We start from the raw sequence: 22,464 nt of genomic DNA, 5'->3' as shown, positions 1-22,464 counted from the left end.
GGACCCTAGGTCGCGAAACCCGGGTCGAGCCGGTAGGCCTTGCGGAGCAGCGCCGGCCAGGCGAGCAGGTTGGCGCCGACCTTGAGGCTCGCCTTGCCCTGCTCGGCGGCGACTTCCGGTGATCCCTGCGGCGGGTTGTTGAGATTGGCCTCACCGGCGGAGAGCGCGAGCACCTGCGCCTCGCAGGCGCGTTCGAGGAAGTAGAGCTTGAGGAAGGCCTCCCCGACAGTCTCGCCGACGGTCAGCGTGCCGTGGTTGCGGAAGATCATCGCGCTCTTGTCGCCCAGATCGGCGATGATCCGCTCCCGTTCCGAGAGATCGACCGCGATCCCCTCATAATCATGATAGGCGATCTCGCTCCGGATCACCATCGCGGTCTGGGTGAGCGGCAGCAGGCCTTCGGCATGTGCCGCCACCGCCTGGCCGTTGGGCGTGTGCAGGTGCATCACCGCCTGGGCGTCCTCGCGCGCCATGTGCAGCGCCGAATGGATGGTGAAGCCCGCCGCATTGGTGATGAACGGCGTCGGCTCCACGGGCGCGCCGTTCATGTCGACCTTGACCAGGCTGGAGGCGGTCACCTCCTCGAACATCAGCTGGTAGGGATTGAGCAGGAAATGATGTTCCGGCCCCGGCACCCGCGCCGACAAATGGGTGAAGATAAGGTCGTCCCAGCCGAAATAGGCCACGAGCCGGTAGGCGGCGGCGAGATCGACGCGGACCTTCCATTCCTCGGGGCTCACCTTGTCCTGCATCGGCGGGATCTCGACCGTCGCCAAGGCATGCGCCTCGGCCATGCTGCGGGCCATGGTGTCGATCCGTCCCATCTCGCTCTCCCGGTTTTGCCGGCAGTCTAGCGATTCGGGCGCGCCGACGCGAGTCACGTGGACGCGACCTTGAGGCCGATCACGCCGATGACGACGAGGCCGGCAAAGGCGAGGCGGGCGGGCTGGAGCGGCTCGCCGAACAGCATGATGCCCGCCGCGATCGTCCCGACCGCGCCGATCCCGACCCAGGCGGTGTAGGCGACGCCGAGCGGCAGGGCGGAGAGCGCCTTGGTGAGCAGCACGACGAAGGCGGCGAGCAGGACGAGCGAGACGATCGTCCATTCCGGGTTGCGGAAGCCGTCCGCCTTCTTGGTCGCGATCGCCCAGGCGACGTCGATGAGGCCGGACGCGACGAGCATGGTCCAGGCAAGGGCATTGGACATGGCTCAGCCCTCCCCGCCTACGAGGTCGACCTGGCGCAGCGCGCGGGCATGCCCCTCTGCTACCTCGTCCGGTGCGCCGATCGTCGGGCCGACGGGGACGAACACCGGATCGCTGAGGCCGATGAAATCGAGCGCCGCTGCGAGATAGGGGGTGGCGAGGTCGGGCCGCCCGCGGCTGGGGCCGAAACGGTAGTCGCCGGCGCTCGACAGGACGATGTGCAGGGGTCGCGGCGCGAGCAGGGGACTGTAACCGGTCGCCGGATCGAAGGTGAAGCTGAGGCCCGGCTGCGTGACGAGATCGATATAGTGTTTCAGCCGGTAGGGGATCGAGAAATTCCACATCGGCGTCGCGATGACGACATGGTCCGCCACCGCGAGGCGCGCGACCATCCGCTCGATGACCGCCCAGGCCTCGGCCTGCGCGGCGTCGTGCGGCTGGCCGGCGAGGCGGGCATATTTGGCGGCGAGAGTGGCGCCGTCGAATTCGGGCAAGGCCTCGTCCCACAAGGCGAGGTGGTCGACCTCAAGCTCCGGCTGTGTCGCGACAAGGCGTTCGATCAGACGGGCTGCAACCGCCGTGGACGACGAGCGCCCGCCGCGTGGCGAGGCTTCGATGAAAAGCAGTCTGGGCATGTGGGGTCCTCCTTCGAGGGCTCAGATAGATGTCGCGCTAAAGCGACGAAATGGATAGAAATGCGATCATGATTCGCGCTCATGCGACATGCTGACGAGACCGATCTCGATCTGGTGCTGACCGTGGCGACCGCCGGCAGCGTCCGGAGCGCGGCGGCGGCCACCGGCGCACATCCCGCCACGATCTACCGTCAGCTCGGCGACCTGCAGCGCCGGCTCGGCGCGCCGGCGTTCGAGCGGATCGACGGGCGCTACCGCCCGACCGAGATCGGGCGCGAGATTGCCGAGGCGGCGGCGGAAGGGCGGGCGCGGCTCGCCGAGCTCAACCGGCGGGTCGGCGGCGCCGATGTCCGCATGGCCGGGCTGGTGCGGGTGACGACGACGGATTCATTGAGCGCGATCGTCAGCGCCGCCATGGCGGCCTTCGTCGAGGCGCATCCCGAAGTGACGCTCCAGCTTTCCCTATCAAACAGCTTCGCCGACATCGGCCGGCACGAGGCGGAGGTCGCGATCCGGCCAACAGTCAGCCCGCCCGAAACGCTGGTCGGGCGGCGGGCGGCGCGGTTCGACTATCGCATCTATGCCACGCCGGGCGCGCCCGACCGCTGGATCGGGCTCGACCGCAGCCTGTCGGCGATTCCCTCCGCGCGCTGGCTGGCGCAGCACGCCATCGGCCAGCCGGTCGCGATCCGCGCCGACAGTATGCGCGCGGCGGCGGACCTCTGCCGCGCCGGCGCCGGCCGTGCCGTGCTGCCGACCTATCTGGCCGACGGCCTCGCGCCGCTGTCGCCGCCGATTCCGGAGATCGCCTCCGAGGTCTGGGTGCTGACCCACGCCGATTTCCGCCGCACCCCGCGCGTGGCGGCGTTCACGCAGGCCGTCGCGGCCTCGCTCGAGGGGGCGATCGAGCTGGCCTAGGATGCTGGCGCCACCCTGTCAGGGTGCGCGGCGGCAAAGGCCTCCAGCGCGGTCGCCGCCGCATCGACGCGGACCAGGGTCGGATAAGGCGCAAGATCCTGTTCGAACCGGCGGGCATTGTACATCTGCGGGACCAGGCAGATGTCGGCCAGGGTCGGCGTGTCGCCGAACAGGAAGGTGCCGGCGTGTGGCGTGGCCAGCGCCTCGAGAGCCTCGAAGCCTTCGGCGACCCAGTGACGGTACCAGTTGTCGCGTGCGCCCTGATCGATCCCCAGCTTCGTGAGATATTTGAGGATTCTCAAGTTGTTCACCGGATGGATGTCCGCCGCGATCGTCAGCGCGAGGGCGAGGACATGGGCGCGGTCGGCCGGGTCGGCGGGGAGGAGGCGCGGCTGGGGAATCGTCGCGTCGAGCCAGTCGGCGACGGCGAGGCTCTGGGTCAGCCGCTGCCCATCCATCTCCAGCGTCGGAACGAGGCCCTGCGGGTTGCGGGCACGATAGTCGTCCGCCTGCTGCTCGTTCTCCAGCAGGTTGATGGGCACGCGGTCGTAATCGACGCCCTTGAGGTTGAGCGCGATGCGGACCCGGTAGCTCGCCGAGGAGCGCCAGTAGTCGTAGAGAACGGGCTTGGTCATGGCGCCTGCATAGCCGGAAGGGGCGACCCGCGGAACCGTCGCTGCGCCCCAAGCGCTTGTCCGGACGGCGGGGCCTCATCGCAACCCGGAGAGGAAGATGAAGTCGCACTACGCCATGCTGGCGCTCAACCTCGTTCTCAGCACTGCGATCATGTACCTCGTGATGTTCGCGATGGTCGATGGTGCGGGCGATTTATACAACAATCTCAACATGTTCTATATGGCGCTGATGATGGTCGCGCCGATGGCCGTGCTGATGCTGGTGATGATGCGACAGATGTACAGGAACACCGGGCTCAATCTCGCCCTTCATGCCGGCTTCACCCTGCTGTTCATGCTCGCCTTTCTCGGCATCCGTGGTCAGGCCGGGATCGGCGACGCGCAGTTCCTGCGCTCGATGATCCCGCACCATTCCGGCGCGATCCTGATGTGCCGGGAGGCCTCACTCGGCGATCCGGAGATCATTGCGCTCTGCCGGCAGATCATCCGCGCGCAGCGCGAGGAGATCGATCAGATGCAGCGCATCCTGGCGCGCCACTGAGCTCGGCGGCGACCACGACCATCGGGCCCGAAACTCTGAAAAGGTCGCTAGAAATCCGGCTTGTCGTAATGCGCCGGCGGCTGGATCACCTCCATCCGCTCGGCGAGGAGCGGGCGGAAGCTGGGGCGCGACTTCATCACCGCGTACCAGTCGGCGGTCTGCTTGTGGCCGCGCCAGTCGACGCCGCCCAGATAGTCGGCGGCCGAAAGCTGCGCCGCCGCGGCGAGATCGGCCAGCGTCAGCGCCGGGCCGGCGAGCCAGCGGCGATGGTCGAGCAGATAATCGAGATAGTCGAGATGGCCGTTGCAGGCGGTCATCGCCTTGCGGAGCTCGGCCGTGTCCGGCGAGGCACGGTGGACGAGCCGCTTCTTCATCCGCTCCTCCATCAGCGGCGCGACGACCTCGCGGTGCATCCGTCCGTCGAACCAGGCGACCAGCCGGCGGATCTCGGCGCGGTTGAGCGCGGTGCCCGGGATCATCGGCGCCTTGTCGAGCGTCTCCTCGAAATAGTCGCAGATCGCGCCCGAATCGATCAGCACCACGCCCTTCGACGCCTCGACCAGCACCGGCGTCTCGCCGGCCGGATTGAGATCGGTGAACTCGTCGTCCTGCAGCCAGGGCGAGACGCGCACCAGATCATGCGCGACGCCCTTTTCGGCCAGCATCAGCCGGACCTTGCGCGAGAACGGACAGAGGGGGAATTGGTAAAGCTGCCACATGGATGCGGCGCTTCTTAGCGGAGACGCCGCGCCAGTCCACCGGTCATTTGCGGACGATCAGTCCTCGTACCAGGGCCCGTCATCATCGTAACCGCGATCGGACGCATATCCGCGGCGGTGATACTGGTCGACCGCGTCGCCGATCCCGCGCTGCACCTCGTCGAGCGAGCGCTGGAGCGCCGGCAGCATCGCCGCGAAGGCGTCCATCATCGCGCCGGCCTGCGCCGTGCCGCCATAGATGGCGCCGCGCACGCGCTCGTCGAAATAGGGATCGTTGTGCCGGCCAAGCGCGCCGAGCGTGCGGCCGGGCACGCCGTAGCCCGGGTGGCGCGCGAGCGGGTCCACCGCGTCCATCATCGGTCCGACATCGACGGTCATCAGCGCGCCGGCCATCCGGTCAATTGCCGGCGCCATCGCCTCGACGTCGCGCGACGAGGGCAGATTGCGGGTGAGATCGCCGTCATGGAGGTCCTGCGCGGACGCCGGCGCGGCGAGCGCGGCGAAGACGCAGGCGATGAGGAGCTTGTTCACGATGGTCTCCTTAACGCGGAACCGGCGCGCCGTGCACGCAACGCGCCGAATATAGCGCCTTTCTGGTCGCGCTTCCATGACCTCGACCTGAACGCCGATCTGTCATGTTGCCTCGGCCGCCCGCCCTGCTAAGACCCGCCGGGAACCGGAAAAGGCGCCTTCATGACGTTCCTGCAGTTGCTGATCATCGCCATCGTTCAGGGCGTCACCGAATTCCTGCCGATCTCGTCCTCCGGACATCTGATCCTGATTCCCTTCTTCACCCACATGCCGGATCAGGGGCCGATGATCGACGTCGCGGTCCATGTGGGATCGCTGCTGGCGATCATTCTCTTCTTCTTTCGCGAGGTGATCGGGCTCGCCCGGGGCGGGCTCGCGACCGTGGGGATCGGCCAGGCCCCGGCGCAGCGTCGGCTGTTCTGGTGGCTGATCCTCGGCACGATCCCGGCCGTCGCCCTGGGCTATTTCCTGAAACAGGGCGGCTATCTGGACACGTTCCGCTCGACCACGCTGGTGGCGTGCAACCTCATCGCCTACGGCCTCCTGCTCGGCCTCGCCGACCGGATCGGCCCGCGGCACAAGACCTATGAGGATATGAGCCTCAAGGACGCGCTGATCGTCGGCCTCGCCCAGGCGCTGGCGCTGATACCCGGCACCAGCCGCTCGGGCGTCACGATGACCGCGGCGCGCTTCCTCGGCTACGAGCGGGTCGAGGCGGCCCGCTTCTCCTTCCTCCTCTCCATCCCCGCCGTTGCCGGTGCCGGGACGCTGGCGGTGCTCGACCTCGCCGGCGCGACGGCCGAAATGCAGTGGGACGCCTTTCTCGCCGGTGCGATGACCTTCGTCGCCGCCTTCGCGACCATGGCTTTCCTGATGCGATTCCTACGGCATGCCTCGATGCTGGTCTTCGTGCTCTATCGGGTGGGCCTGGGAGTCGCCCTGCTCATCTGGTTCTAGCGTCGTATTATTGACATGATTGTCAGCTAGATGACAATGACGACGATGAGTGCCGCCCCCGCCCCGACCCACATCCATGCCCTGGCGATCGAGCCCGGGGACATCGACTTCATGGGCCACGTCAACAATGCGGTGTACCTGGAATGGGTGCAGGAGGCGGTGATCGCCTATTGGCAGCGCATGGCGCCGGCCGAGGCGGTCGCCCAGCATCTGTGGGTCGCGCTCAAGCACGAGATCACCTACTGCCGCCCCGCCTTTCTCGACGATGCGATCGTCGCGACCGTGGTCGCCGAGGGTGTGCAGGGCGCCCGTGCCTTCTTCAGCACGCTGATCCAGCGCGGCGAGGAGGTGCTGGCCGAGGTGAAGTCGAGCTGGTGCTGCCTCGACGCCGATACGCTCCGTCCCGCGCGGCTGGCGCGGGACGTCGTCCGCCGCTTCCTGCCGGAATGAACTAGGGCGCCGATGGCGCCGCGAACCGGCCGTGGCGGCGATAGATGGCGAGCCAGTTTTCGGCGACCGCGGAGAGCGGCGCGGGCTTCAGGCCGAACGCCTCGAAGCCCGGCAGCGCGCCGCTCGCGACGCTGTCCTGCCGCAGCATCAGCCACTGGTCCCAGGAGATCGGCGCGCCCGGCAGGAAACCCAGGCGGGCGATCATGCTGCCGATCGCGTCGGGAATGTCGAACACCGCCCGGTTGCGTCCGGTCGCTCGCACGATCCATTCGTTGAGCTGGTGCATGGTCATGACCTGCGGGCCGGCGAGCTCGTAGATCTTGCCGCCATGCGTGCCGGCATTCGATGTCGCCGCGGCGATCGCCTTGCCGAGATCGGCGACGAACAGGGGCTGCACCTGCCAGGATCCGCGCAGCACCGGAATCGCCGGCATGAGCTGCGCCATGCGGGCGAACTTGTTGACGAAATCGTCCTCCGGCCCGAACGCGATCGAGGGACGGACGACGGTCGCGGTCGGGAAGGCGGCCTTCACCGCCGCCTCGCCTTCGCCCTTGGTCCGGCCGTAATGGCTTTCGCTCTTCGGATCGGCGCCGATCGCCGAGATGTGGACCAGCGCGCGTGCGCCCGCGGCGGCCGCGGCCTCTGCGACATTGCGGGCGCCGTCGACATGCACCCGCTTCAGGTCGCCCTTGAACACGCCGACCAGGTTCACCACCGCGTCGGCCCCCGTCACGGCCGCCGCGACCGAGGCCGGGTCGGTGATGTCGGCGCGCACGAACTGGGTCTGGCCGAGCCCGCCCAGGGGTTTCAGGAAATAGGCGCGTTTCGGCTCGCGCGCGGCGATGCGCACGCGTGCGCCCTCGGCATAGAGCGCCTGGGCGACGTAGCGGCCGATGAATCCGCCGCCGCCGAAGAGGGTGACCAGCCGGTCGGTCTTTGCCGTCATGGGTGCAGCCTTGAAAGGGATCGGTTCGCGGATTCCTTGCCGGGTCCGCGCCGCCTTGGCAAGCGTGCGAGGCGCGTTGACAAGCGCGCCGCCGCCCCCTAACTCGCGCGGCCTACCCCGTGCCCAGATGGCGGAATTGGTAGACGCACCAGCTTCAGGTGCTGGCGATCGCAAGGTCGTGGAGGTTCGAGTCCTCTTCTGGGCACCATTTCCTCAAATGCTGGATCATGCCAGGTGGTGGGACTCGTCCGTCCGCCTCGCGCAACTCGTGCCTCAGCGGCGGCCGCGGGGTCCGAAATGGTTTTGTGGTGCGGATTTGCGGCCGAGGGCGACGACGAGCTGCACCGTCGCGGGATGGAGCGGGCTCACGAACTCGAAGCCCGCCTTGCCCTCCTCGACCCAGGCGACACGGCTGTTCTGGGGCTCGAGACCGGTGAGCTTCAGCCAGGCATGGCTGCCCACTTCGAGGGCGGCCGATATGTGCGCCATGAAGCCATCGGTGGAGAGGTTCATCACCTCGATGTCGATCAGGCTGGTGCCACGGTCGCGCAAGCGCGCGGCGAGGTTGACGATGCGTCGTTCCGCCTTGCGACCATCGGCGGCCGGAATGATCGCAAGCTGCGCCTTCGTCACGGAATTCTCCTTTGTGCCGCGACTATGCGCGGCAATGGCTAAGCAAGGCTTAAGTCCGCCCATCGGAGCGTTCCGCCGGCCCGCGCGTTCCCGCCCTGATGTTCGTTGCGTATGTGGAGCGTGTGTGAGGCGTGGATCGTGGATCGCGGCGCTGCTCGTCCTGAGCGGCTGCGCCAGTCAGAACAATGGCGACGGGGGCAATGGCGTGGCGGCGGTGCAGCCGAGCCAGATTGCCCCCGGCGCGCTGCGCGCGGCGGTCCGGGACCGGCAGGTGCGCCGCTTCTACGAGGCGCGCGACTGGCAGCCCGCCTGGACCGTGACCGCCGCGGAGGCGCTCGTCGCGGCGATCGGCGAGGCGCCGCGCCACGGACTCGATCCCCGCTTGTTCCTGGCCGAGGCCCGGCGCGCGGAAACGCCGGCGGCGCGCGAGGCGGCGCTCAGCCTCGCCGCGCTCGGCTATGCCGAAGCTTTGGCACGCGGGCGGGCCGATCCGACCCGGCTGCAGGAGGTCTACGCGCTGCCCCGTCCGGACACCGACATCGTGGCCGGCCTCAATCATGTACTCCCGAACGGCGTGCGCGCCTGGCTCGCCGGCCTGGCCCCGCGGGACGAGGAGTATCGCCGCCTGTCCGAGGCCTATGTCGCGGCCGACCGGCAAGCCAGGACCGCGCGGCGGCGCACGCCGATTCCGGACGGCCTCGAAATCCGCGCCGGTCGAGCAGACCGGCGCCTGCCCGACATTGCCGCCGCCCTGGCCGCCGACGGCTATTACCAGCCGCCCGAGGGTCAGCCGACCGTGACCCGCCTGACGCCGGAGCTGGCCGCGGCGGTGAAACGGGTCCAGGAGGATTACGGGCTGGCGGCCGATGGCGTGATCGCCGGCGACACGCTCGCCGCGATCAACGAGGGCGCGTTCGAGCGCGCCCGCACGCTGGCGATCAACCTGGAACGGCGCCGCTGGCTTTCGCGCGAGGCGCCGGCGACCCGGATCGACGTCAACACGGCGAGCGCGATGCTCACCTACTGGCGCGACGGCCGGGCCGCCGATCGCCGCCGCGTCGTCGTCGGCGAGCCCGGCAACGAGACGCCCGAACTCGGCTCGCCGCTCTACCGCCTCGTCGCCAACCCGACCTGGACGGTGCCGCGCTCGATCCAGGCCGAGGAGATCGCGCCGAAGGGCGCCGGCTATTTGCGCCGCAACAACATGGAATGGCGTGACGGCTGGATCGTCCAGCGCTCCGGGCCGACCAACTCGCTCGGGCTGGTCAAGTTCGACATGCGCAACGACCATGCCATCTATCTCCACGACACCCCGGCCAAGCCGCTCTTCGCCGAGGACGACCGCCATGCCAGCCATGGCTGCGTGCGCGTCGAGGATGCGCTCGGCTTCGCCCAGATGATCGCGGACCAGGAGGGCGTGCGCACCGAATGGGACCGCGCCCGCGCCGGCGGTGACGAGGCCTTCGTGCCGCTGCCCCGCCCGATCCCGGTCCGGCTCATGTACCAGACCGCCTTCGTCGAGGGGGACAGGGTGCGCTACCGGCTCGATTATTACGGCTGGGACGATGCCGTCGCCCGCGCGCTCGGCCTCGCCAGCCGGCCGCCTCGCCCGGCGCGGGAGCGTAGCCGCGACATCGGCCCCTGATTTGCGCGGACACGCGGATGCCGCTAGGTTGAGGACGTGACTTTGCGAAGCCTTGTGCCGCTGCTCGTCTTCCTTGCGCTGCTCGCCGCGCCGTTCGGGCGGATGGGCATGGCGGAGGCGGCGATGCCGCATCCTGCGGCGCCGATGGCGATGTCCGGCCATTGCGCCGACATGCCGGCGCCCGAGCCCGGCAAGCCGAGCAAGTCGGCGATCGACTGCATGGTCGCCTGCGCCGCGGTGGCGACCGAAAGCGCCGTCGAGATCGCCTTCGCGTCGCCCGATCCGGTCGCCGTGGTGCCGCGCCCGCTCCTCTCCCTGCACGGCATCCAGCCCGAGGCCGCGGACCCGCCGCCCCGCTCCTGAACGATCCCGGACCGACATCGTTTTTCAGGAGATTCGACATGAAGTTCTTCGTTGTCGCGGTCGCGCTTGCGATCGCCGCGCCTGCCATGGCGCAGACCGCCCCCGCCCAGCCGCCGGCCGACCATAGCCAGCACCAGCAGGGCCAGCATCAGGGCCACGGCCAGCACCGGCAGGGCGACCACAGCCAGCCCGGCCAGCACCAGCCCGGCCAGCATGACGGCCGCACCGCCGAATGCTGCGCCGCCCGCGACGGCGACGCCGCGCACCAGAGCCACTAGGCCGCGCTGACCCCGGGCGGCGGTGCCTCGGCCCGCCGCCCGCCATGCGCGTCACCAGGCTTGACCTTCCAGTAACTGGAAGGCCCAGCAGGGCTGGCATGAGCACGAATCACATCCCCAAGGCCTGCTGCACGCCGGCCACAGCCGCGCCTTCCGGCGCCTCCTTCTGTCATGCCCCGGATGCGGGCGGGACGGCGATCGATCCCGTGTGCGGGATGCGCGTCGATCCGGGGGCGACGCCGCATCACGCCCATCACGACGGCACGGACTATCATTTCTGCTCGGCCAGATGCGTCGAACGCTTCTCGGCGCGGCCGGAGCTGTTTCTCGAAGACGCCCATGCCGGCCACGGCCATCACGGCGCAGCCGCCCCCAAGGGCGACGACGAGGCCGTCTACACCTGCCCGATGCACCCGGAGATCGAGCAGATCGGCCCGGGCCTCTGCCCGATCTGCGGCATGGCGTTGGAGCCCAAGGCGTTCAGCCTGAGCGAGGGCCCGTCCGGGGAATATGTCGACATGTGGCGGCGCTTTATCGTGTCGGCGATCCTCACCGTGCCGCTCTTCGTCGTCGTGATGCTCCGCCATATCTGGCCCGAGACGATGCACGGCGTTCCGCCCCGCACGCTCGACTGGTTCGAGCTGGCGGTCGCGACCCCGGTCGTCCTGTGGGGCGGCGCGCCCTTCTTCGCGCGGGGCTGGCGCAGCCTCGTCACCCGCCATCTCAACATGTTCACCCTGATCGCGATCGGCACCGGCATCGCCTGGGCCTATTCGGTGGTGGGCGCGCTGGCGCCGGAGATCTTCCCCGTCGCCTTCCGTACCATGCACGGCGGAGTCGGCCTCTATTTCGAGGCGGCGGCGGTGATCGTGACACTGGTCCTGCTCGGCCAGGTGCTGGAACTCAGCGCCCGCGAGCAGACCGGGTCGGCGATCCGCGCTCTGCTTAACCTCGCCCCCAAGACCGCGCATCTCATCGACGCCAGAGGCGAGCGCACCGTGCCGCTCGATCTCGTCCGGGTCGGCGACCGTCTGCGCGTCAAGCCGGGCGAGGCGGTGCCGGTGGACGGCACGATCGCCGAAGGGCGGTCCGCGCTCGACGAATCGATGCTGACCGGCGAGCCGATCCCGGTCGAGAAAGGCGTCGGCGATGCCGTGACCGGCGGCGCGATCAACGGCGACGGCGCCTTCGTCATGACCGCCGAGCGGATCGGCGCCGAGACGATGCTGGCGAAGATCGTCCAGATGGTCGCCGAGGCGCAGCGCAGCCAGGCGCCGATCCAGCGCAAGGTCGATCAGGTGTCGGCGGTCTTCGTGCCGGCGGTGCTGCTCGTCGCGGTCGCGGCCTTCGCCCTCTGGTCGATCTTCGGGCCGGCGCCGGCCATCCCCTTCGCGCTGATCGCCGCCGTGTCGGTGCTGATCATCGCCTGCCCCTGCGCGCTCGGCCTCGCGACGCCGATGTCGATCATGGTCGGGGTCGGCAAGGGCGCGCAGAACGGGGTGCTCATCAAGAATGCCGAAGCGCTGGAGCGGTTCGCGTCGGTCGACACGATCGTCGTCGACAAGACCGGCACGCTGACCGAGGGCAGGCCGGCGCTCGTCGCGGTCGCGCCCGCCGAAGGCTTCGCCGAGGCCGAACTCCTGAGCCTCGCCGCATCGCTCGAAGGATCGAGCGCACACCCGCTCGCCCATGCGATCGTCACCGGCGCCGAAGCGGCTGGCCTCGCCCTACGACCGGTCGAGGACTTCGAATCGGTGAGCGGCAAGGGCATCGTCGGCATGATCGGCGGACGGCGCGTCGCGATCGGCAATGCCGCGATGATGGCACTGGAAGGCGCAGAGATCGCTGCCATCGAGGCCCGCGCCGACGCGCATCGCGACGACGGTGCCACCGCCATGTTCGTCGCCGTCGACGGCAGGGCCGCCGGCCTCGTCGCGGTCGCCGATCCGGTGAAGCCCTCGGCCCGCGCCGCGATCGACGCGCTCCATGCCGAGGGCCTCAGGATCATCATGCTGACCGGCGACAACCGCCGCACCGCCGAGGCGGTCGCCAGGCGGCTCGGCCTCGACGAGGTGATCGCTGATGTGTTGCCTGAGGACAAGGACGCCGCGGTCGCGCGCCTCAAGTCCGAGGGCCGCACCGTCGCCATGGCCGGCGACGGCGTGAACGACGCCCCCGCCCTCGCCCGCGCCGACATCGGCATCGCCATGGGCACCGGCGCCGACGTCGCGATGGAGAGCGCCGGCGTGACTTTGGTGAAGGGCAATCTCACCGGCCTCGTCCGCGCCCGCCGCCTGTCGCGCGCGGTCACCGCCAACATTCGCCAGAACCTCATCTTCGCCTTCGGCTACAATGCGCTCGGCGTGCCGATCGCGGCCGGCATACTCTATCCCGTCACCGGCCTGCTGCTGAGCCCGATGCTGGCGGCACTGGCGATGAGCCTCTCGTCGGTCTCGGTGATCGGCAACGCGCTGAGGCTCCGCACCCTCGATCTGGAGAGAGCCCCATGAACATCGGCCAGGTATCGCGGCGCACGGGCCTGCCGCCCAAGACGATCCGCTATTACGAGCAGATCGGCCTCGTCGCGCCCGGGCGTCGCGACAACGACTATCGCGACTATGGCGACAGGGAAGCGCACGAGCTGCGCTTCATCGCGCGCGCCCGCAGCCTCGGCTTCAGCATCGACCAGTGCCGGCACCTCTTGGCGCTCTACCGCGACGCCGATCGCGCCAATGCCGACGTCCGCGCCGCCGCCCAGGCGCATATCGCCGAAATCCGCACCAAGATCCGCGAACTCAGGGACATGGAGAAGACATTGACGACTTTGGTCAGCGCATGCCGGGGCGACAACCGCCCCGACTGCCCGATCCTCGAAGGCCTGGCGGGGGACGCAAGATGACCCGCCAACCCCTGCTCCCGCGCCGCGCCTTCCTCGGCGGCGCGCTCGGCCTCGGCGCCGCCGGCCTGTTCCCCGTCTGGGCGCAGAGCGGCTCGCCGGGCCTGCGCGCCGACCTGCCGTCTCTCTCCGGGGACGACATCCGCCTGACCGTCGGCCACAGCGCCTTCACCGTCGGCGGGCGCACCGGCCATGCGATCACGGTCAACGGCACCCTGCCCGCCCCGCTGGTCCGTCTCCGCGAGGGCCAAAACGTCCGCCTCCATGTCACCAACACGCTGGACGAGGACACGTCGATCCATTGGCACGGGCTGCTGCTGCCGTTCCAGATGGACGGCGTGCCGGGGATCAGCTTCCCCGGCATCCGTCCGCGCGAAACCTTCACCTACGAATTCCCCGTCCGCCAGTCGGGCACCTACTGGTATCACAGCCATTCCGGCCTGCAGGAGCAGTCCGGCCATTACGGCCCGATCGTCATCGATCCCGCCGGCGTCGATCCCGTCGGCTACGACCGCGAGCATGTGATCGTGCTCAGCGACTGGAGCTTCCTCCACCCCCATCAAATCATGGCCAAGCTCTGGCAGGAGGGCGGCTATTTCAACCGCAACCGGATGACCCTCGCCGGCCGTGCCTCCGGGCGCCGCGACCAGCAGATGTCCGCCGCCGACCGCGCGATGTGGGCGAACATGCGGATGGACCCGACCGACATCCTCGACGTCAACGGCACGACCTACACCTATCTGATCAACGGCCACGGACCGGACGAGAACTGGACGGGCCTGTTCAATCCGGGCGAGCGGGTGCGCCTCCGCATCATCAACGCCAGTGCGATGACGATCTTCAACGTCCGCATCCCCGGCCTGCCGATGCGCGTCGTCGCGGCCGACGGCATCGACGTGCGGCCGGTGACGGTCGACGAGTTCCAGATCTCCGTCGCCGAAACCTACGACGTGATCGTCCAGCCAAATGGGCCGGAGGCCTATACCTTCGTCGCCGAGGCGATGGACCGCTCCGGCTTCGGCCGGGCCACGCTGGCGCCACGCTTGGGCATGAGCGCCGCCGTGCCGCCTTTGCGCGAGCGGCCGGTCCTCACCATGACCGACATGGGCATGGGTGGCATGGATCACGCCGCGATGGGCCACGGGACGGGCGGCGATGCCGCCGGCCAGGCCCCGGCGATGAGCCACGACATGCGCGACGGCGCCAACGCGCCGCAGGTCGATCTCAACCCCGGCGTCGACATGATCGCGCCGATGCCGAAGGACCGCACCGGCGAGCCCGGCCTCGGCCTCGAGAATGTCGGCCACCGGGTGCTCACCTATCGCGATCTCATGGCGGTCGCGCCGAACAGCGACACCCGCGCCCCGACGCGCACCGTCGAGGTCCATCTCACCGGCAATATGGAGCGGTTCATGTGGTCGTTCGACGGCCGGCGGTTCAGCGAGAATCCGGAGCCGCTCCGGTTCGAACGCAACGAGCGGGTGCGGGTGCGGTTGATCAACGACACGATGATGGCCCACCCGATCCACATCCATGGCCATTTCTTCGAGCTGGTGAACGGCCACACCGGTTTCCATCCCCACAAGCACACGGTGAACGTGCTGCCCGGCGGCACGGTCGATTTCGACCTGACCGCGGACGCACCCGGCGACTGGGCGTTCCACTGCCACCTGCTCTTTCATATGCATGCGGGGATGATGCGCACCGTCACCGTCCGCCCGCTGGACGGAGGCGCGGCATGACCCGGCTCACTCCCCTCGTCGCCCTGCTCCTCGCTGCGACCGCCGCCCCGGCGCTCGCGCAGCATGAGGGGCACAGGATGCCACCCGCGCAACCGGCCCGGACGGACCCGCATGCCGGCCACAATATCCCGGAGCAGCCGCAACTGCAGCAGCCTGCGCAAGCGAACCCGCATACGGGGCACCAGATGCCTGCATCGCCGCCAGCCGTCGATCCGCACGCCGGACATCCAATATCGCCGCAGCAACCGGCTTCGGACCCCCATGCCGGGCACCAGATGCCAGCCGAGCAGCCCGCATCCGACCCGCATGCCGGTCATCAAATGCCCGGTCAGGCCCAACCGCAAACCGCCGACCCCCACGCGGGGCACCAGATGCCGGCGGCGGTTCCGGCCCCGCCGGTAGCCCCTCCCCCGCCCGGCGCACTCAGCGGCCCCGCCCATGCCGCCGACACCGTTTTCGATCCCGCCGACATGGAACGGGTCCGCGCGGCGGTGGCGGCGGAGCATGGCGGCGGGCGCACCTGGCGCTTCACCATCGACCGGCTGGAGGCGCAGATCCGCGACGGCCGCGACGGCTTTGCCTGGGACGACGTGCAGTTCTGGTACGGCTCGCCGACCGAGCGGTTCTGGCTCAAGAGCTCGGGTGAAGGCGAATTCGGCGAGGGCGTCGAAAGCGCCGAGGTCCAGGCGCTCTACAGCCGGGCGCTCAATCCCTGGTTCGATCTGCAGGCGGGCGTGCGCGCCGATTTCAACCCCGGCCCCGACCGCACCTATCTCGTGCTCGGCATCCAGGGCCTCGCCCCTTACTGGTTCGAGCTGGACGGTGCCGCCTTCGTTTCGGACAAGGGCGACGTCTCCGCCCGGTTCGAGGCGGAGTACGATCTCAGGATCACCCAGCGGCTGATCCTGCAGCCGAGCGCCGAGCTCGAGTTCAACCTTCAGGACGTGCCCGAGCTGCGGCTCGGCGCCGGCCTCTCGACCGTCGAGGCGGGCCTGCGCCTGCGCTACGAGTTCGTCCCCGAATTCGCTCCCTATGTCGGCGTCCAGTATGAGCGCGCCTTCGGCGACACCGCGGATTTCCGCCGGCTGACCGGGGAGGAGGCCGGCGGCTGGAGCCTCCTGCTGGGCCTCCGCGCATGGTTCTGATCCGCGCCCTTCTCGTCGCGTTCGCCGCCATGTCCGTCCTCTTCGGCCTGGCCGGAACGGGCGAAGCGCACAAGAATCACAACAAGGTGGAGGCCGCGCAGAACGCTTCGACCGCCAGTCAGGCCACGCCGCCCGCGGCGATGGCAGATCATGGCGGGATGGAGATGGCCGAGGCGCTGCCCGGCACGATGCCGGAACGCGCCGTCGCCTGGCTCGGCAAGATGCACCCCGCCGCCGTCCATTTCCCGATCGCCCTGTTCCCGGCCGCGTTCGTGCTGCTCGGCTTCGCCCGCCGGCGCGAGGGCGTCGCGGCGGTCGCGCGGGGCCTCATCGTCTTCGCCGGTATCGCCGCGGCGGGCGCCGCGCTGATGGGCTGGATTTCCGCCGGCTTTACGATCGGCGACACCGATCCGGTGCAGGCCTGGCACCGCTGGATCGGCACAGCGATCGCCGCCGCCGGCTTGATCGCCGCGCTCTGGGCCTGGCGGCGGCGCGATACAGTCAGCGGCGGCGCGATGGTGACACTGACCGGCGCGATCAGCCTTGCCATCTTCATTCAGGGCGGGTTGGGCGGCATCCTCACCCACGGCCTCGAGCATATGCGTTTCTGAACCGAAAAACCGATTTTCCCGGGAGACAGAGAATGAAGAACCTCAACATCCTCCTTGTCGCGACGTTCGCCGCGGCCCTCGCCGGCTGCTGGGAAAGCGGCGCCGACAACACGCAGCTCAACGACATGATGATCGAACCGCCCGAGGTGAACCTCGTCAGCGACCTGCCGGACGAGACCAATGCCGGCGCCGCCGAGGTCAATGCGACCACCCTCGACACGGTCGAACCGGCGCCCGCCGGCCCCGGCGCACCGACCGACGCGGCCCCCGTCGCCGAACGGCCGGCCCCGCCCGCGCCTGCGAGGCAGGAGCCGGACCCCCATGCCGGGCACGACATGAACAGCATGAACCACCAATAGGGAGACGAACCGATGCGTATCTCCAGACGCGCGATGCTGCTGGCGCCGCTCGCGCCGTTCGTGCTGGCGGCCTGCGCCGAGGCGGCGGCCGCGCAAACCGTGACCGTCGTGAAGACGCCGACCTGCGGCTGCTGCGGCGCCTGGGTCGAGCATCTGCGCGCCGCCGGCTTCGAGGTAACGGTGACCGACGTCGAGGACGTCACCCCGACGGCGCGCGAGCTCGGCGTGCCGGACGACTTGAGGTCCTGCCACACCGCCAGCGTCGGCGGCTATGCGGTCGAGGGCCATGTTCCGGTCGAGGACATCCGCCGCCTGCTCGCCGAGCGGCCCGACGCCGCCGGCATCGCCGTCCCCGGCATGCCGATCGGCTCGCCGGGCATGGAGATGGGCGACCGCCGCGAGCCCTACCAGACATTGCTCTTCCGGCGGGACGGGCAACGGCGCGTCTTCGCCTCGCACTAAACGATCATCAGGGGGAATATTCCTATGTCGGCAGCCGTGCGGATCGCAGGCAAGGTGCATAAATGGCTGGCGCTCCTGATGGCGATCCAGATCCTGTTCTGGTTCGCGAGCGGCCTGTTCTTCGCGGTCGCGCCGATCGAACGGGTGCGCAGCGAGCATATGATCGCCGAGCAGCGGCCGGTGCCGATCCCGATCGGCGCGGCCGCCGATGGCCTGCAGCGCGTCGCCGCCGCCAATGCCGCGCCCGGCGAGCGGATCGAGCTTCGAACCATGCTCGGCCGGCCGGTCGCGCTGGTCACCGCCGGCGAGGCCCGTCCTCGCCTCTACGATCTCGCCAGCGGGCGCCAGCTCTCGCCGGTTCCGGCCCGGCTCGCCGTCGCGATCGCGGAGGCGGACCATGCCGGCGATGCACGCGCCGCCGGCGTCGAGCCGGTCACCGAGAACTCCACGGAATATCGCGGCGCGCTCCCGGCCTGGCGGGTCCGTTTCGACGATGGCGCCAACCGGGCGCTCTACGTCGCCGCCGACACCGGCACGGTGACCGCGCGGCGCTCCACCCTGTGGCGGGCGTTCGACTTCCTCTGGTCGCTCCACATCATGGACTTCAAGAACCGCGAGGATTTCAACACGCCGCTGCTGATCATCTCCACCGCGCTGGCGCTGGTCGTGATCCTCACCGGCATCGTCATGTTCCCGAGCCGGCTCGGCTACAGCGCCTGGAAGCGTCGCCGCGCCGCGGCGCGCGAGCGGGCTCAATAGCGCGCCGGAATGCGCTACCGCGTCGCCTTCCAGCTGCATCGTCCATTGCGATGGGACGACCGGCGGCTCGTTCCGTTTCCGACTGACCGTCGGCCTCGTAAAGCGCGACGGTGAATGGCTGATCACGCATGAACATCATTCGGTCCCGAGCCGGGACGAGACCTACATCATGCCCGAGAAGCGGGGCGCGCGCCACGTCACAGCGGCCCGGTCAAGCGGGCTGAGGTCAGCCACCCGACAAAGGTTGCACTTGCCGGGTGATCCGACGCGAGCAGCCAGTAGGATCGGCCGCGATCCACTGCGATTCTCGACACCTCCACCAGGTCGCCGCGCCGGATCGCATCGTCGCAGACGAGATGCGGGAGCAGGCCGATGCCCTGTCCCATCCGGACCGCGTTCAGGACCGCGGAGATCTCCCGGAACTGGACGATCTTTCCCGGCGCCGCGGAACCGATGCCTGCCGCCTGCCGCCAGAGCGGCCATGTCGTGCCCAGCAACGGGATATCGATATCGGGTCGATCCTCCAGGAACCCGCCGAGCCGTTGCGCCAACGTGGCATCCGCAACCGCGACCAGCGTCTCCCGCGCGAACCGTATCGCGTCCTCCGGCGCCGCGCCGTCATCGGCGATGACCAGGGCGACGTCGCACTGGCGCGCCTCGTCGAGGTCGCGCCCCAGCCCGATGATCGACGTCACCACGTCCGGATGGCGTGCGATGAAATCCGGGAGACGCGGCGTGAGCCAGCTGTGCAGCAGCGAGCGGACGAAGCCCACGACCAGCGGCCGCGGCGTCGACATGAGAGCCTCGCCGGCCTGGCGGATCGCCGCCAGCGCCTGTGCGAGGGCCGCGCCATAGGCTTTCGCGCCGGGGGTGGCGCGCAGGCCCTCCGGCGTCCGGCGGAACAGGGCAATGCCGGCCCGGTCCTCGAACTGCCTCACCGCCTGGCTGATCGCCGACTGGGTGAGGTTCAGCTCGCGCGCCGCAGCCGTGAAGCTTTCCAGCCGCACCGCCGCTTCGATCGCGCGCAGCGCCGCCATGGGCGGATAGGCGGAGGGCAAGGCCATGCCCCATTAGTAATGCTTATGGGGGAGGGCAGAAAGCCGCGTTTTCCTTGTCCGGATGCCCATGCGAGAGCGCCGGCATGGAGTCCATCCCTGCCTTGCTGCTCGTCTTTGCGGGCTTCTGGCTGATGCAGGTGGCGATCCCGGGCCCCAATTTCGTCCGGATCAGCGAGGCGACGTTCGCGCATTCGCGTGCCATCGCGATGAGGACGGCGGCGGGCACGGCTGCGGCCAACTGCACATGGTGCCTGATCGCCATCGCCGGCGCGGCCGTCCTCGCTCAGGATCGCGTCTTCGGGCCGGCCATGCGGATCGCCGGCGCGCTCTATTTCGCGGCCTATGGCTACCAGCTGATCCACCGCGCGCTGCGTCGCCGCCCATCCAGGGCGACCGGCACGGACGCGCTCACCGCTTTCCGCGCCGGCTATCTGACCGCGATCGCAAGCCCGCAGGCCGGCCTGTTCTTCGCGAGCGTGCTGACCACGATGTTCCCGCCGGTCCTCGGCGGCACCCTGATCGCCGCCTTGGTCGCGATCGTCGGAGTGGTCTCGCTCGGCTGGTATGCGGTCGTGACCGCGCTGCTCGCCGCGCCCGCCAGCCGCCGCTGGTACGAGCGGCAGCGGCCGGCGATCGAGCTGCTGTTCGGGGCGCTCCTGCTGGTCGCGTCGTTCAACTTGGTCAATGCGTCGCTGGAGCTGGTCTAGACAGCCCGCGCCCCGGCTAGCTCGCGCTGGCCGAGCAGGGCGATGAGAAGCGCAAGGCTCGCCGCCGCCACCGAGACCCAGAAGCCGCTCTGCGGTCCGAACGTGTCGACCACCCAGCCGGCGAGGAAGGCGCCGAGCGCCATGCCGATGCCGATCCCGGTCATCACCCAGGTCACGCCCTCGGTCAGCACCTCGGCCGGCACCCGCCGCTCGATCAGGCCGAAGGCGGTGATGAAGGTCGGCGAGACCGCGACGCCGCTCAGGAAGATCGCCGCGGTCAGCGCCGGCACGCTGCCGACCAGCAGCAGCGGCAGCGTCGTCACCAGCAGCACGCCGAGCGCGATCAGCAGCTGGCGGTGCAGCGGTGCCTTGAGATTGAGCGCGCCGAGGATCAGGCCGACGATGAACGAGCCGGCGGCGTAGACGCCGATCACCAGGCTGGCCGCGCCCGGCTGGCCGAGCTCGCGGGTGAGGGCGACCGTCGTCACCTCCGCCGTCGCGAAGATCGCGCCGACGAAGATCAGGGCAGCGGTGACCAGCTGGACGGACCGGAGAGTGATGGCCGATCGGTGCGCGCTCAGATCCGCGGTGCGCGCCCTGGGCTCGGTGCCGCGCTGGACCACGAACGCGCTCATCCCGCCGGCGAGGAAGAGGGTGGAGGCCAGCACCCCGGCCTCGGGGAACAAGGCGACGCTGAGGCCGACGGACAGCGAGGCGCCGGCGATGTAGACCAGCTCGTCCGCGGCGGATTCGAACGCGAAGGCGGTGTTGAGCTCGGGCCGGTCGCGGAAGATCTCGGTCCACCGCGCCCGCACCATCGCGGGGATGCTCGGCATGGCGGCGGCGAGGAACGCCGAGACGAACAAGGTCCAGATCGGCCCGTCGAACCGGATGGCGAGCATCAGGGCGATGAAGGCGAGAACGGAGACCGATGCGGTCGGGATCAGCAGCCGGCTCTGTCCGAACCGGTCGACGAGCCGCGAGATCTGGGGCGCGGCGACGGCGTTGGTGAGGGTGAAGGCGGCGGCGACCGCGCCGGCGAGCCAATATTCGCCCCGCGCCTGGGCCAGCATGGTGACGATGCCGATCGGCGCCATGGCGATGGGCAGGCGCGCCACGAAGCCGGCGGCGGCGAAGCCCTTGGTGCCCGGCGCCCGGAAGATCTCGCGATAGGGATTGGTCATGGATTTGACCTTTCGTCCTGACAACATACATACATCATGTATGCGAGTGAGATGGTGACATACGCCGCGTATGTCAATCGAGCTTCGCAATTTTTTGGAGGATCGAATGTCCCGCAGGACGCGCCCCGAAATGATCGCCGAGACCCGCGCGAAGCTGATCGCCGCGGCGCGCAAGGCGTTCGGCGAAGAGGGCTATGCCGCTGCCTCGATGGACGACTTCACCGCTGCCGCGGGCCTGACGCGCGGCGCACTCTACCACCATTTCGGCGACAAGAAGGGCCTGTTCGAAGCGGTGGTACGCGAGATCGACGCGGAGATGGCGGCCCGTCTCGCGGCGATCGCCACCGCCGCGCCGACCCGCTGGAACGGCTTCGTCGAGGAGAATATCGGCTATGTCGGGATGGCGCTCGATCCGGAGGTGCAGCGCATCCTGCTGCGCGACGGCCCCGCCGTGCTCGGCGATCCGTCGATCTGGCCGAGCGCTGCGGGCTGCATCGCCGGCATCCGGGCCAATCTCGAGCAGCTCCAGGCGGACGGCGTGGTCCGCCGCGACATCGACGCGGACGTCACCGCCCGCCTGGTCTCCGGCGCCTCGACCGACGCCGCTTTGTGGATCGCCAATGCCGAGGATCCGGCGGCCGCCTCGCGCAAGGCGATTCCCGCCTTCAAGGCCCTGCTCGAGGGCCTGCTGCGGAAACATTGAGCGGGCGGCAACGCCCTCAGCGTATCTGCCTGAGGTCGTCCAGGCTCAGCTGCACCTCCTCGTTCGGCCTGGACTCGCGCCGGTTGGCGAGAAACAGGGCGAGCTTGAGCGCGATGTTGCGGATGAAGCCCTCGGCCTGCGCGGCAGTGAGGGCCCGGACGCGGAGCAGGCCGGCCACCGTGGCATCGGAGACGAAGGCCCTGCGCGCCCGCGCGCCGTCCGAATAGCGGAATCCGACGCCGCCGCGCGCGGCATCGTGGCGAATGGTGTTGCGATCGACGGAAATGAGGCTGGTCATGGCCGCATCTTACCGCCGGACGGGCCCGCCGCCCAGACCCCAACGGGCCTCACGCGCGGTCAGGGCCCCGCGTTCCCCGGGGAA

The 22,464-nt window shown here is 69.5% G+C and carries 28 protein-coding genes, 1 tRNA gene and 1 pseudogene; 19 read left to right on the top strand and 11 right to left on the bottom strand.

All coding sequences use genetic code 11. The annotated features are described in order from the left end of the window. Positions 1-5: 5 nt before the first annotated feature. From RCO27_RS11110 to RCO27_RS11100, 3 genes are all read right to left on the bottom strand, one after another. Positions 6-752: a class II aldolase/adducin family protein gene (locus RCO27_RS11110; RefSeq protein ID WP_309003201.1), complete on the bottom strand. Its 747-nt coding sequence runs from the start codon at positions 750-752 to the stop codon at positions 6-8. 125 nt (positions 753-877) lie between these two features. After that, complete coding sequence (locus tag RCO27_RS11105) at positions 878-1,207, bottom strand: multidrug efflux SMR transporter (protein WP_309002740.1); 330 nt, start codon at positions 1,205-1,207, stop codon at positions 878-880. A 3-nt stretch (positions 1,208-1,210) separates the two neighbouring features. Next, positions 1,211-1,840, bottom strand: coding sequence for an NAD(P)H-dependent oxidoreductase (locus RCO27_RS11100; protein ID WP_309002739.1), 630 nt, complete (start codon positions 1,838-1,840; stop codon positions 1,211-1,213). 81 nt (positions 1,841-1,921) lie between these two features. Between RCO27_RS11100 and RCO27_RS11095 the strand changes: the two genes are divergently transcribed. Beyond that, entirely contained in the window at positions 1,922-2,758 is an 837-nt protein-coding gene (locus RCO27_RS11095; RefSeq protein WP_309002738.1) for a LysR substrate-binding domain-containing protein, read from the top strand. On the opposite strand, the gene maiA is transcribed toward RCO27_RS11095, so the two are convergent. Continuing rightward, the gene (gene maiA / locus RCO27_RS11090) at positions 2,755-3,393 is read right to left on the bottom strand and encodes a maleylacetoacetate isomerase (protein ID WP_309002737.1); all 639 of its coding nucleotides are present in this window, start codon (positions 3,391-3,393) and stop codon (positions 2,755-2,757) included. The two genes, RCO27_RS11095 and maiA, sit on opposite strands and share 4 nt — an antisense overlap. Positions 3,394-3,490: 97 nt before the next feature. Between maiA and RCO27_RS11085 the strand changes: the two genes are divergently transcribed. Further along, positions 3,491-3,934: a DUF305 domain-containing protein gene (locus tag RCO27_RS11085; RefSeq protein ID WP_309002736.1), complete on the top strand. Its 444-nt coding sequence runs from the start codon at positions 3,491-3,493 to the stop codon at positions 3,932-3,934. Between the two features lie 47 nt (positions 3,935-3,981). Here RCO27_RS11085 and RCO27_RS11080 read toward each other — a convergent pair whose 3' ends face one another. Then, positions 3,982-4,653 carry a glutathione S-transferase family protein gene (locus tag RCO27_RS11080; RefSeq protein WP_309002735.1) on the bottom strand — a complete coding sequence of 224 codons (672 nt, stop codon included), beginning with the start codon at positions 4,651-4,653 and terminating at the stop codon, positions 3,982-3,984. Positions 4,654-4,710: 57 nt separating this feature from the next. Continuing rightward, the gene (locus tag RCO27_RS11075; RefSeq protein WP_309002734.1) at positions 4,711-5,184 is read right to left on the bottom strand and encodes a hypothetical protein; all 474 of its coding nucleotides are present in this window, start codon (positions 5,182-5,184) and stop codon (positions 4,711-4,713) included. 162 nt (positions 5,185-5,346) lie between these two features. Between RCO27_RS11075 and RCO27_RS11070 the strand changes: the two genes are divergently transcribed. Together RCO27_RS11070 and RCO27_RS11065 are read left to right on the top strand one after the other, a co-directional pair. Then, the gene (locus RCO27_RS11070; RefSeq protein WP_309002733.1) at positions 5,347-6,141 is read left to right on the top strand and encodes an undecaprenyl-diphosphate phosphatase; all 795 of its coding nucleotides are present in this window, start codon (positions 5,347-5,349) and stop codon (positions 6,139-6,141) included. A gap of 45 nt (positions 6,142-6,186) precedes the next feature. Continuing rightward, complete coding sequence (locus RCO27_RS11065) at positions 6,187-6,591, top strand: thioesterase family protein (protein ID WP_309002732.1); 405 nt, start codon at positions 6,187-6,189, stop codon at positions 6,589-6,591. 1 nt (position 6,592) lies between these two features. On the opposite strand, the gene RCO27_RS11060 is transcribed toward RCO27_RS11065, so the two are convergent. Beyond that, positions 6,593-7,537: a complex I NDUFA9 subunit family protein gene (locus tag RCO27_RS11060; RefSeq protein WP_309002731.1), complete on the bottom strand. Its 945-nt coding sequence runs from the start codon at positions 7,535-7,537 to the stop codon at positions 6,593-6,595. Between the two features lie 121 nt (positions 7,538-7,658). On the opposite strand from RCO27_RS11060, the gene RCO27_RS11055 reads away from it, so the two are divergent. Beyond that, positions 7,659-7,745, top strand: a tRNA-Leu gene (locus tag RCO27_RS11055). A 65-nt stretch (positions 7,746-7,810) separates the two neighbouring features. Here RCO27_RS11055 and RCO27_RS11050 read toward each other — a convergent pair. Further along, complete coding sequence (locus tag RCO27_RS11050; protein WP_309002730.1) at positions 7,811-8,170, bottom strand: pilus assembly protein PilZ; 360 nt, start codon at positions 8,168-8,170, stop codon at positions 7,811-7,813. A 124-nt stretch (positions 8,171-8,294) separates the two neighbouring features. Here RCO27_RS11050 and RCO27_RS11045 point away from each other — a divergent pair, with 124 nt between their 5' ends. The 12 genes and pseudogenes from RCO27_RS11045 to RCO27_RS19265 all read left to right on the top strand — a co-directional run. Then, positions 8,295-9,815, top strand: a complete 1,521-nt coding sequence (locus tag RCO27_RS11045) for a L,D-transpeptidase family protein (protein WP_309002729.1) — start codon at positions 8,295-8,297, stop codon at positions 9,813-9,815. 36 nt (positions 9,816-9,851) lie between these two features. Then, complete coding sequence (locus tag RCO27_RS11040; protein WP_309002728.1) at positions 9,852-10,178, top strand: hypothetical protein; 327 nt, start codon at positions 9,852-9,854, stop codon at positions 10,176-10,178. Positions 10,179-10,216: 38 nt separating this feature from the next. Continuing rightward, a complete protein-coding gene (locus RCO27_RS11035; RefSeq protein WP_309002727.1) occupies positions 10,217-10,456 on the top strand; it encodes a hypothetical protein in 240 nt (79 codons plus the stop codon). Between the two features lie 98 nt (positions 10,457-10,554). After that, on the top strand, positions 10,555-12,966 hold the full coding sequence (locus RCO27_RS11030) for a heavy metal translocating P-type ATPase (RefSeq protein WP_309002726.1): 2,412 nt from the start codon (positions 10,555-10,557) through the stop codon (positions 12,964-12,966). Beyond that, entirely contained in the window at positions 12,963-13,355 is a 393-nt protein-coding gene (gene cueR, locus RCO27_RS11025; RefSeq protein ID WP_309002725.1) for a Cu(I)-responsive transcriptional regulator, read from the top strand. The genes RCO27_RS11030 and cueR overlap by 4 nt, the downstream gene beginning before the upstream one ends. Next, positions 13,352-15,094 (top strand): copper resistance system multicopper oxidase, encoded by a 1,743-nt coding sequence (locus tag RCO27_RS11020; RefSeq protein ID WP_309002724.1) that lies wholly within the window; start codon positions 13,352-13,354, stop codon positions 15,092-15,094. Before cueR ends, RCO27_RS11020 begins: the two co-directional genes overlap by 4 nt. A gap of 371 nt (positions 15,095-15,465) precedes the next feature. Next, positions 15,466-16,239, top strand: a complete 774-nt coding sequence (locus RCO27_RS11015) for a copper resistance protein B (protein ID WP_309002723.1) — start codon at positions 15,466-15,468, stop codon at positions 16,237-16,239. Continuing rightward, the gene (locus tag RCO27_RS11010; protein ID WP_309002722.1) at positions 16,230-16,850 is read left to right on the top strand and encodes a DUF2231 domain-containing protein; all 621 of its coding nucleotides are present in this window, start codon (positions 16,230-16,232) and stop codon (positions 16,848-16,850) included. Before RCO27_RS11015 ends, RCO27_RS11010 begins: the two co-directional genes overlap by 10 nt. Before the next feature lie 32 nt (positions 16,851-16,882). Next, positions 16,883-17,209, top strand: a complete 327-nt coding sequence (locus RCO27_RS11005; RefSeq protein ID WP_309002721.1) for a hypothetical protein — start codon at positions 16,883-16,885, stop codon at positions 17,207-17,209. Between the two features lie 12 nt (positions 17,210-17,221). Beyond that, the gene (locus tag RCO27_RS11000) at positions 17,222-17,671 is read left to right on the top strand and encodes a DUF411 domain-containing protein (protein WP_309002720.1); all 450 of its coding nucleotides are present in this window, start codon (positions 17,222-17,224) and stop codon (positions 17,669-17,671) included. A 24-nt stretch (positions 17,672-17,695) separates the two neighbouring features. Next, positions 17,696-18,430, top strand: a complete 735-nt coding sequence (locus RCO27_RS10995) for a PepSY domain-containing protein (protein ID WP_309002719.1) — start codon at positions 17,696-17,698, stop codon at positions 18,428-18,430. A 37-nt stretch (positions 18,431-18,467) separates the two neighbouring features. Further along, a pseudogene (locus RCO27_RS19265) lies at positions 18,468-18,566 on the top strand (hypothetical protein); the annotation flags it as partial. 61 nt (positions 18,567-18,627) lie between these two features. Here RCO27_RS19265 and RCO27_RS10990 read toward each other — a convergent pair. Continuing rightward, a complete protein-coding gene (locus RCO27_RS10990; RefSeq protein ID WP_309002718.1) occupies positions 18,628-19,494 on the bottom strand; it encodes a LysR family transcriptional regulator in 867 nt (288 codons plus the stop codon). A gap of 77 nt (positions 19,495-19,571) precedes the next feature. On the opposite strand from RCO27_RS10990, the gene RCO27_RS10985 reads away from it, so the two are divergent. Then, complete coding sequence (locus tag RCO27_RS10985) at positions 19,572-20,195, top strand: LysE family transporter (protein ID WP_309002717.1); 624 nt, start codon at positions 19,572-19,574, stop codon at positions 20,193-20,195. Here RCO27_RS10985 and RCO27_RS10980 read toward each other — a convergent pair. Further along, positions 20,192-21,379, bottom strand: a complete 1,188-nt coding sequence (locus tag RCO27_RS10980) for an MFS transporter (RefSeq protein WP_309002716.1) — start codon at positions 21,377-21,379, stop codon at positions 20,192-20,194. The two genes, RCO27_RS10985 and RCO27_RS10980, sit on opposite strands and share 4 nt — an antisense overlap. Before the next feature lie 106 nt (positions 21,380-21,485). Between RCO27_RS10980 and RCO27_RS10975 the strand changes: the two genes are divergently transcribed. Beyond that, positions 21,486-22,082 (top strand): TetR/AcrR family transcriptional regulator, encoded by a 597-nt coding sequence (locus tag RCO27_RS10975; protein WP_309002715.1) that lies wholly within the window; start codon positions 21,486-21,488, stop codon positions 22,080-22,082. Between the two features lie 16 nt (positions 22,083-22,098). Here RCO27_RS10975 and RCO27_RS10970 read toward each other — a convergent pair whose 3' ends face one another. Then, positions 22,099-22,380 carry a hypothetical protein gene (locus RCO27_RS10970; protein WP_309002714.1) on the bottom strand — a complete coding sequence of 94 codons (282 nt, stop codon included), beginning with the start codon at positions 22,378-22,380 and terminating at the stop codon, positions 22,099-22,101. Positions 22,381-22,464: the final 84 nt, after the last annotated feature.

It is taken from the genome of Sphingosinicella sp. LHD-64 (genome assembly GCF_031157375.1).
GTDB lineage: Bacteria > Pseudomonadota > Alphaproteobacteria > Sphingomonadales > Sphingomonadaceae > Allosphingosinicella.
This window is presented reverse-complemented; position numbering and strand designations above follow the sequence as displayed.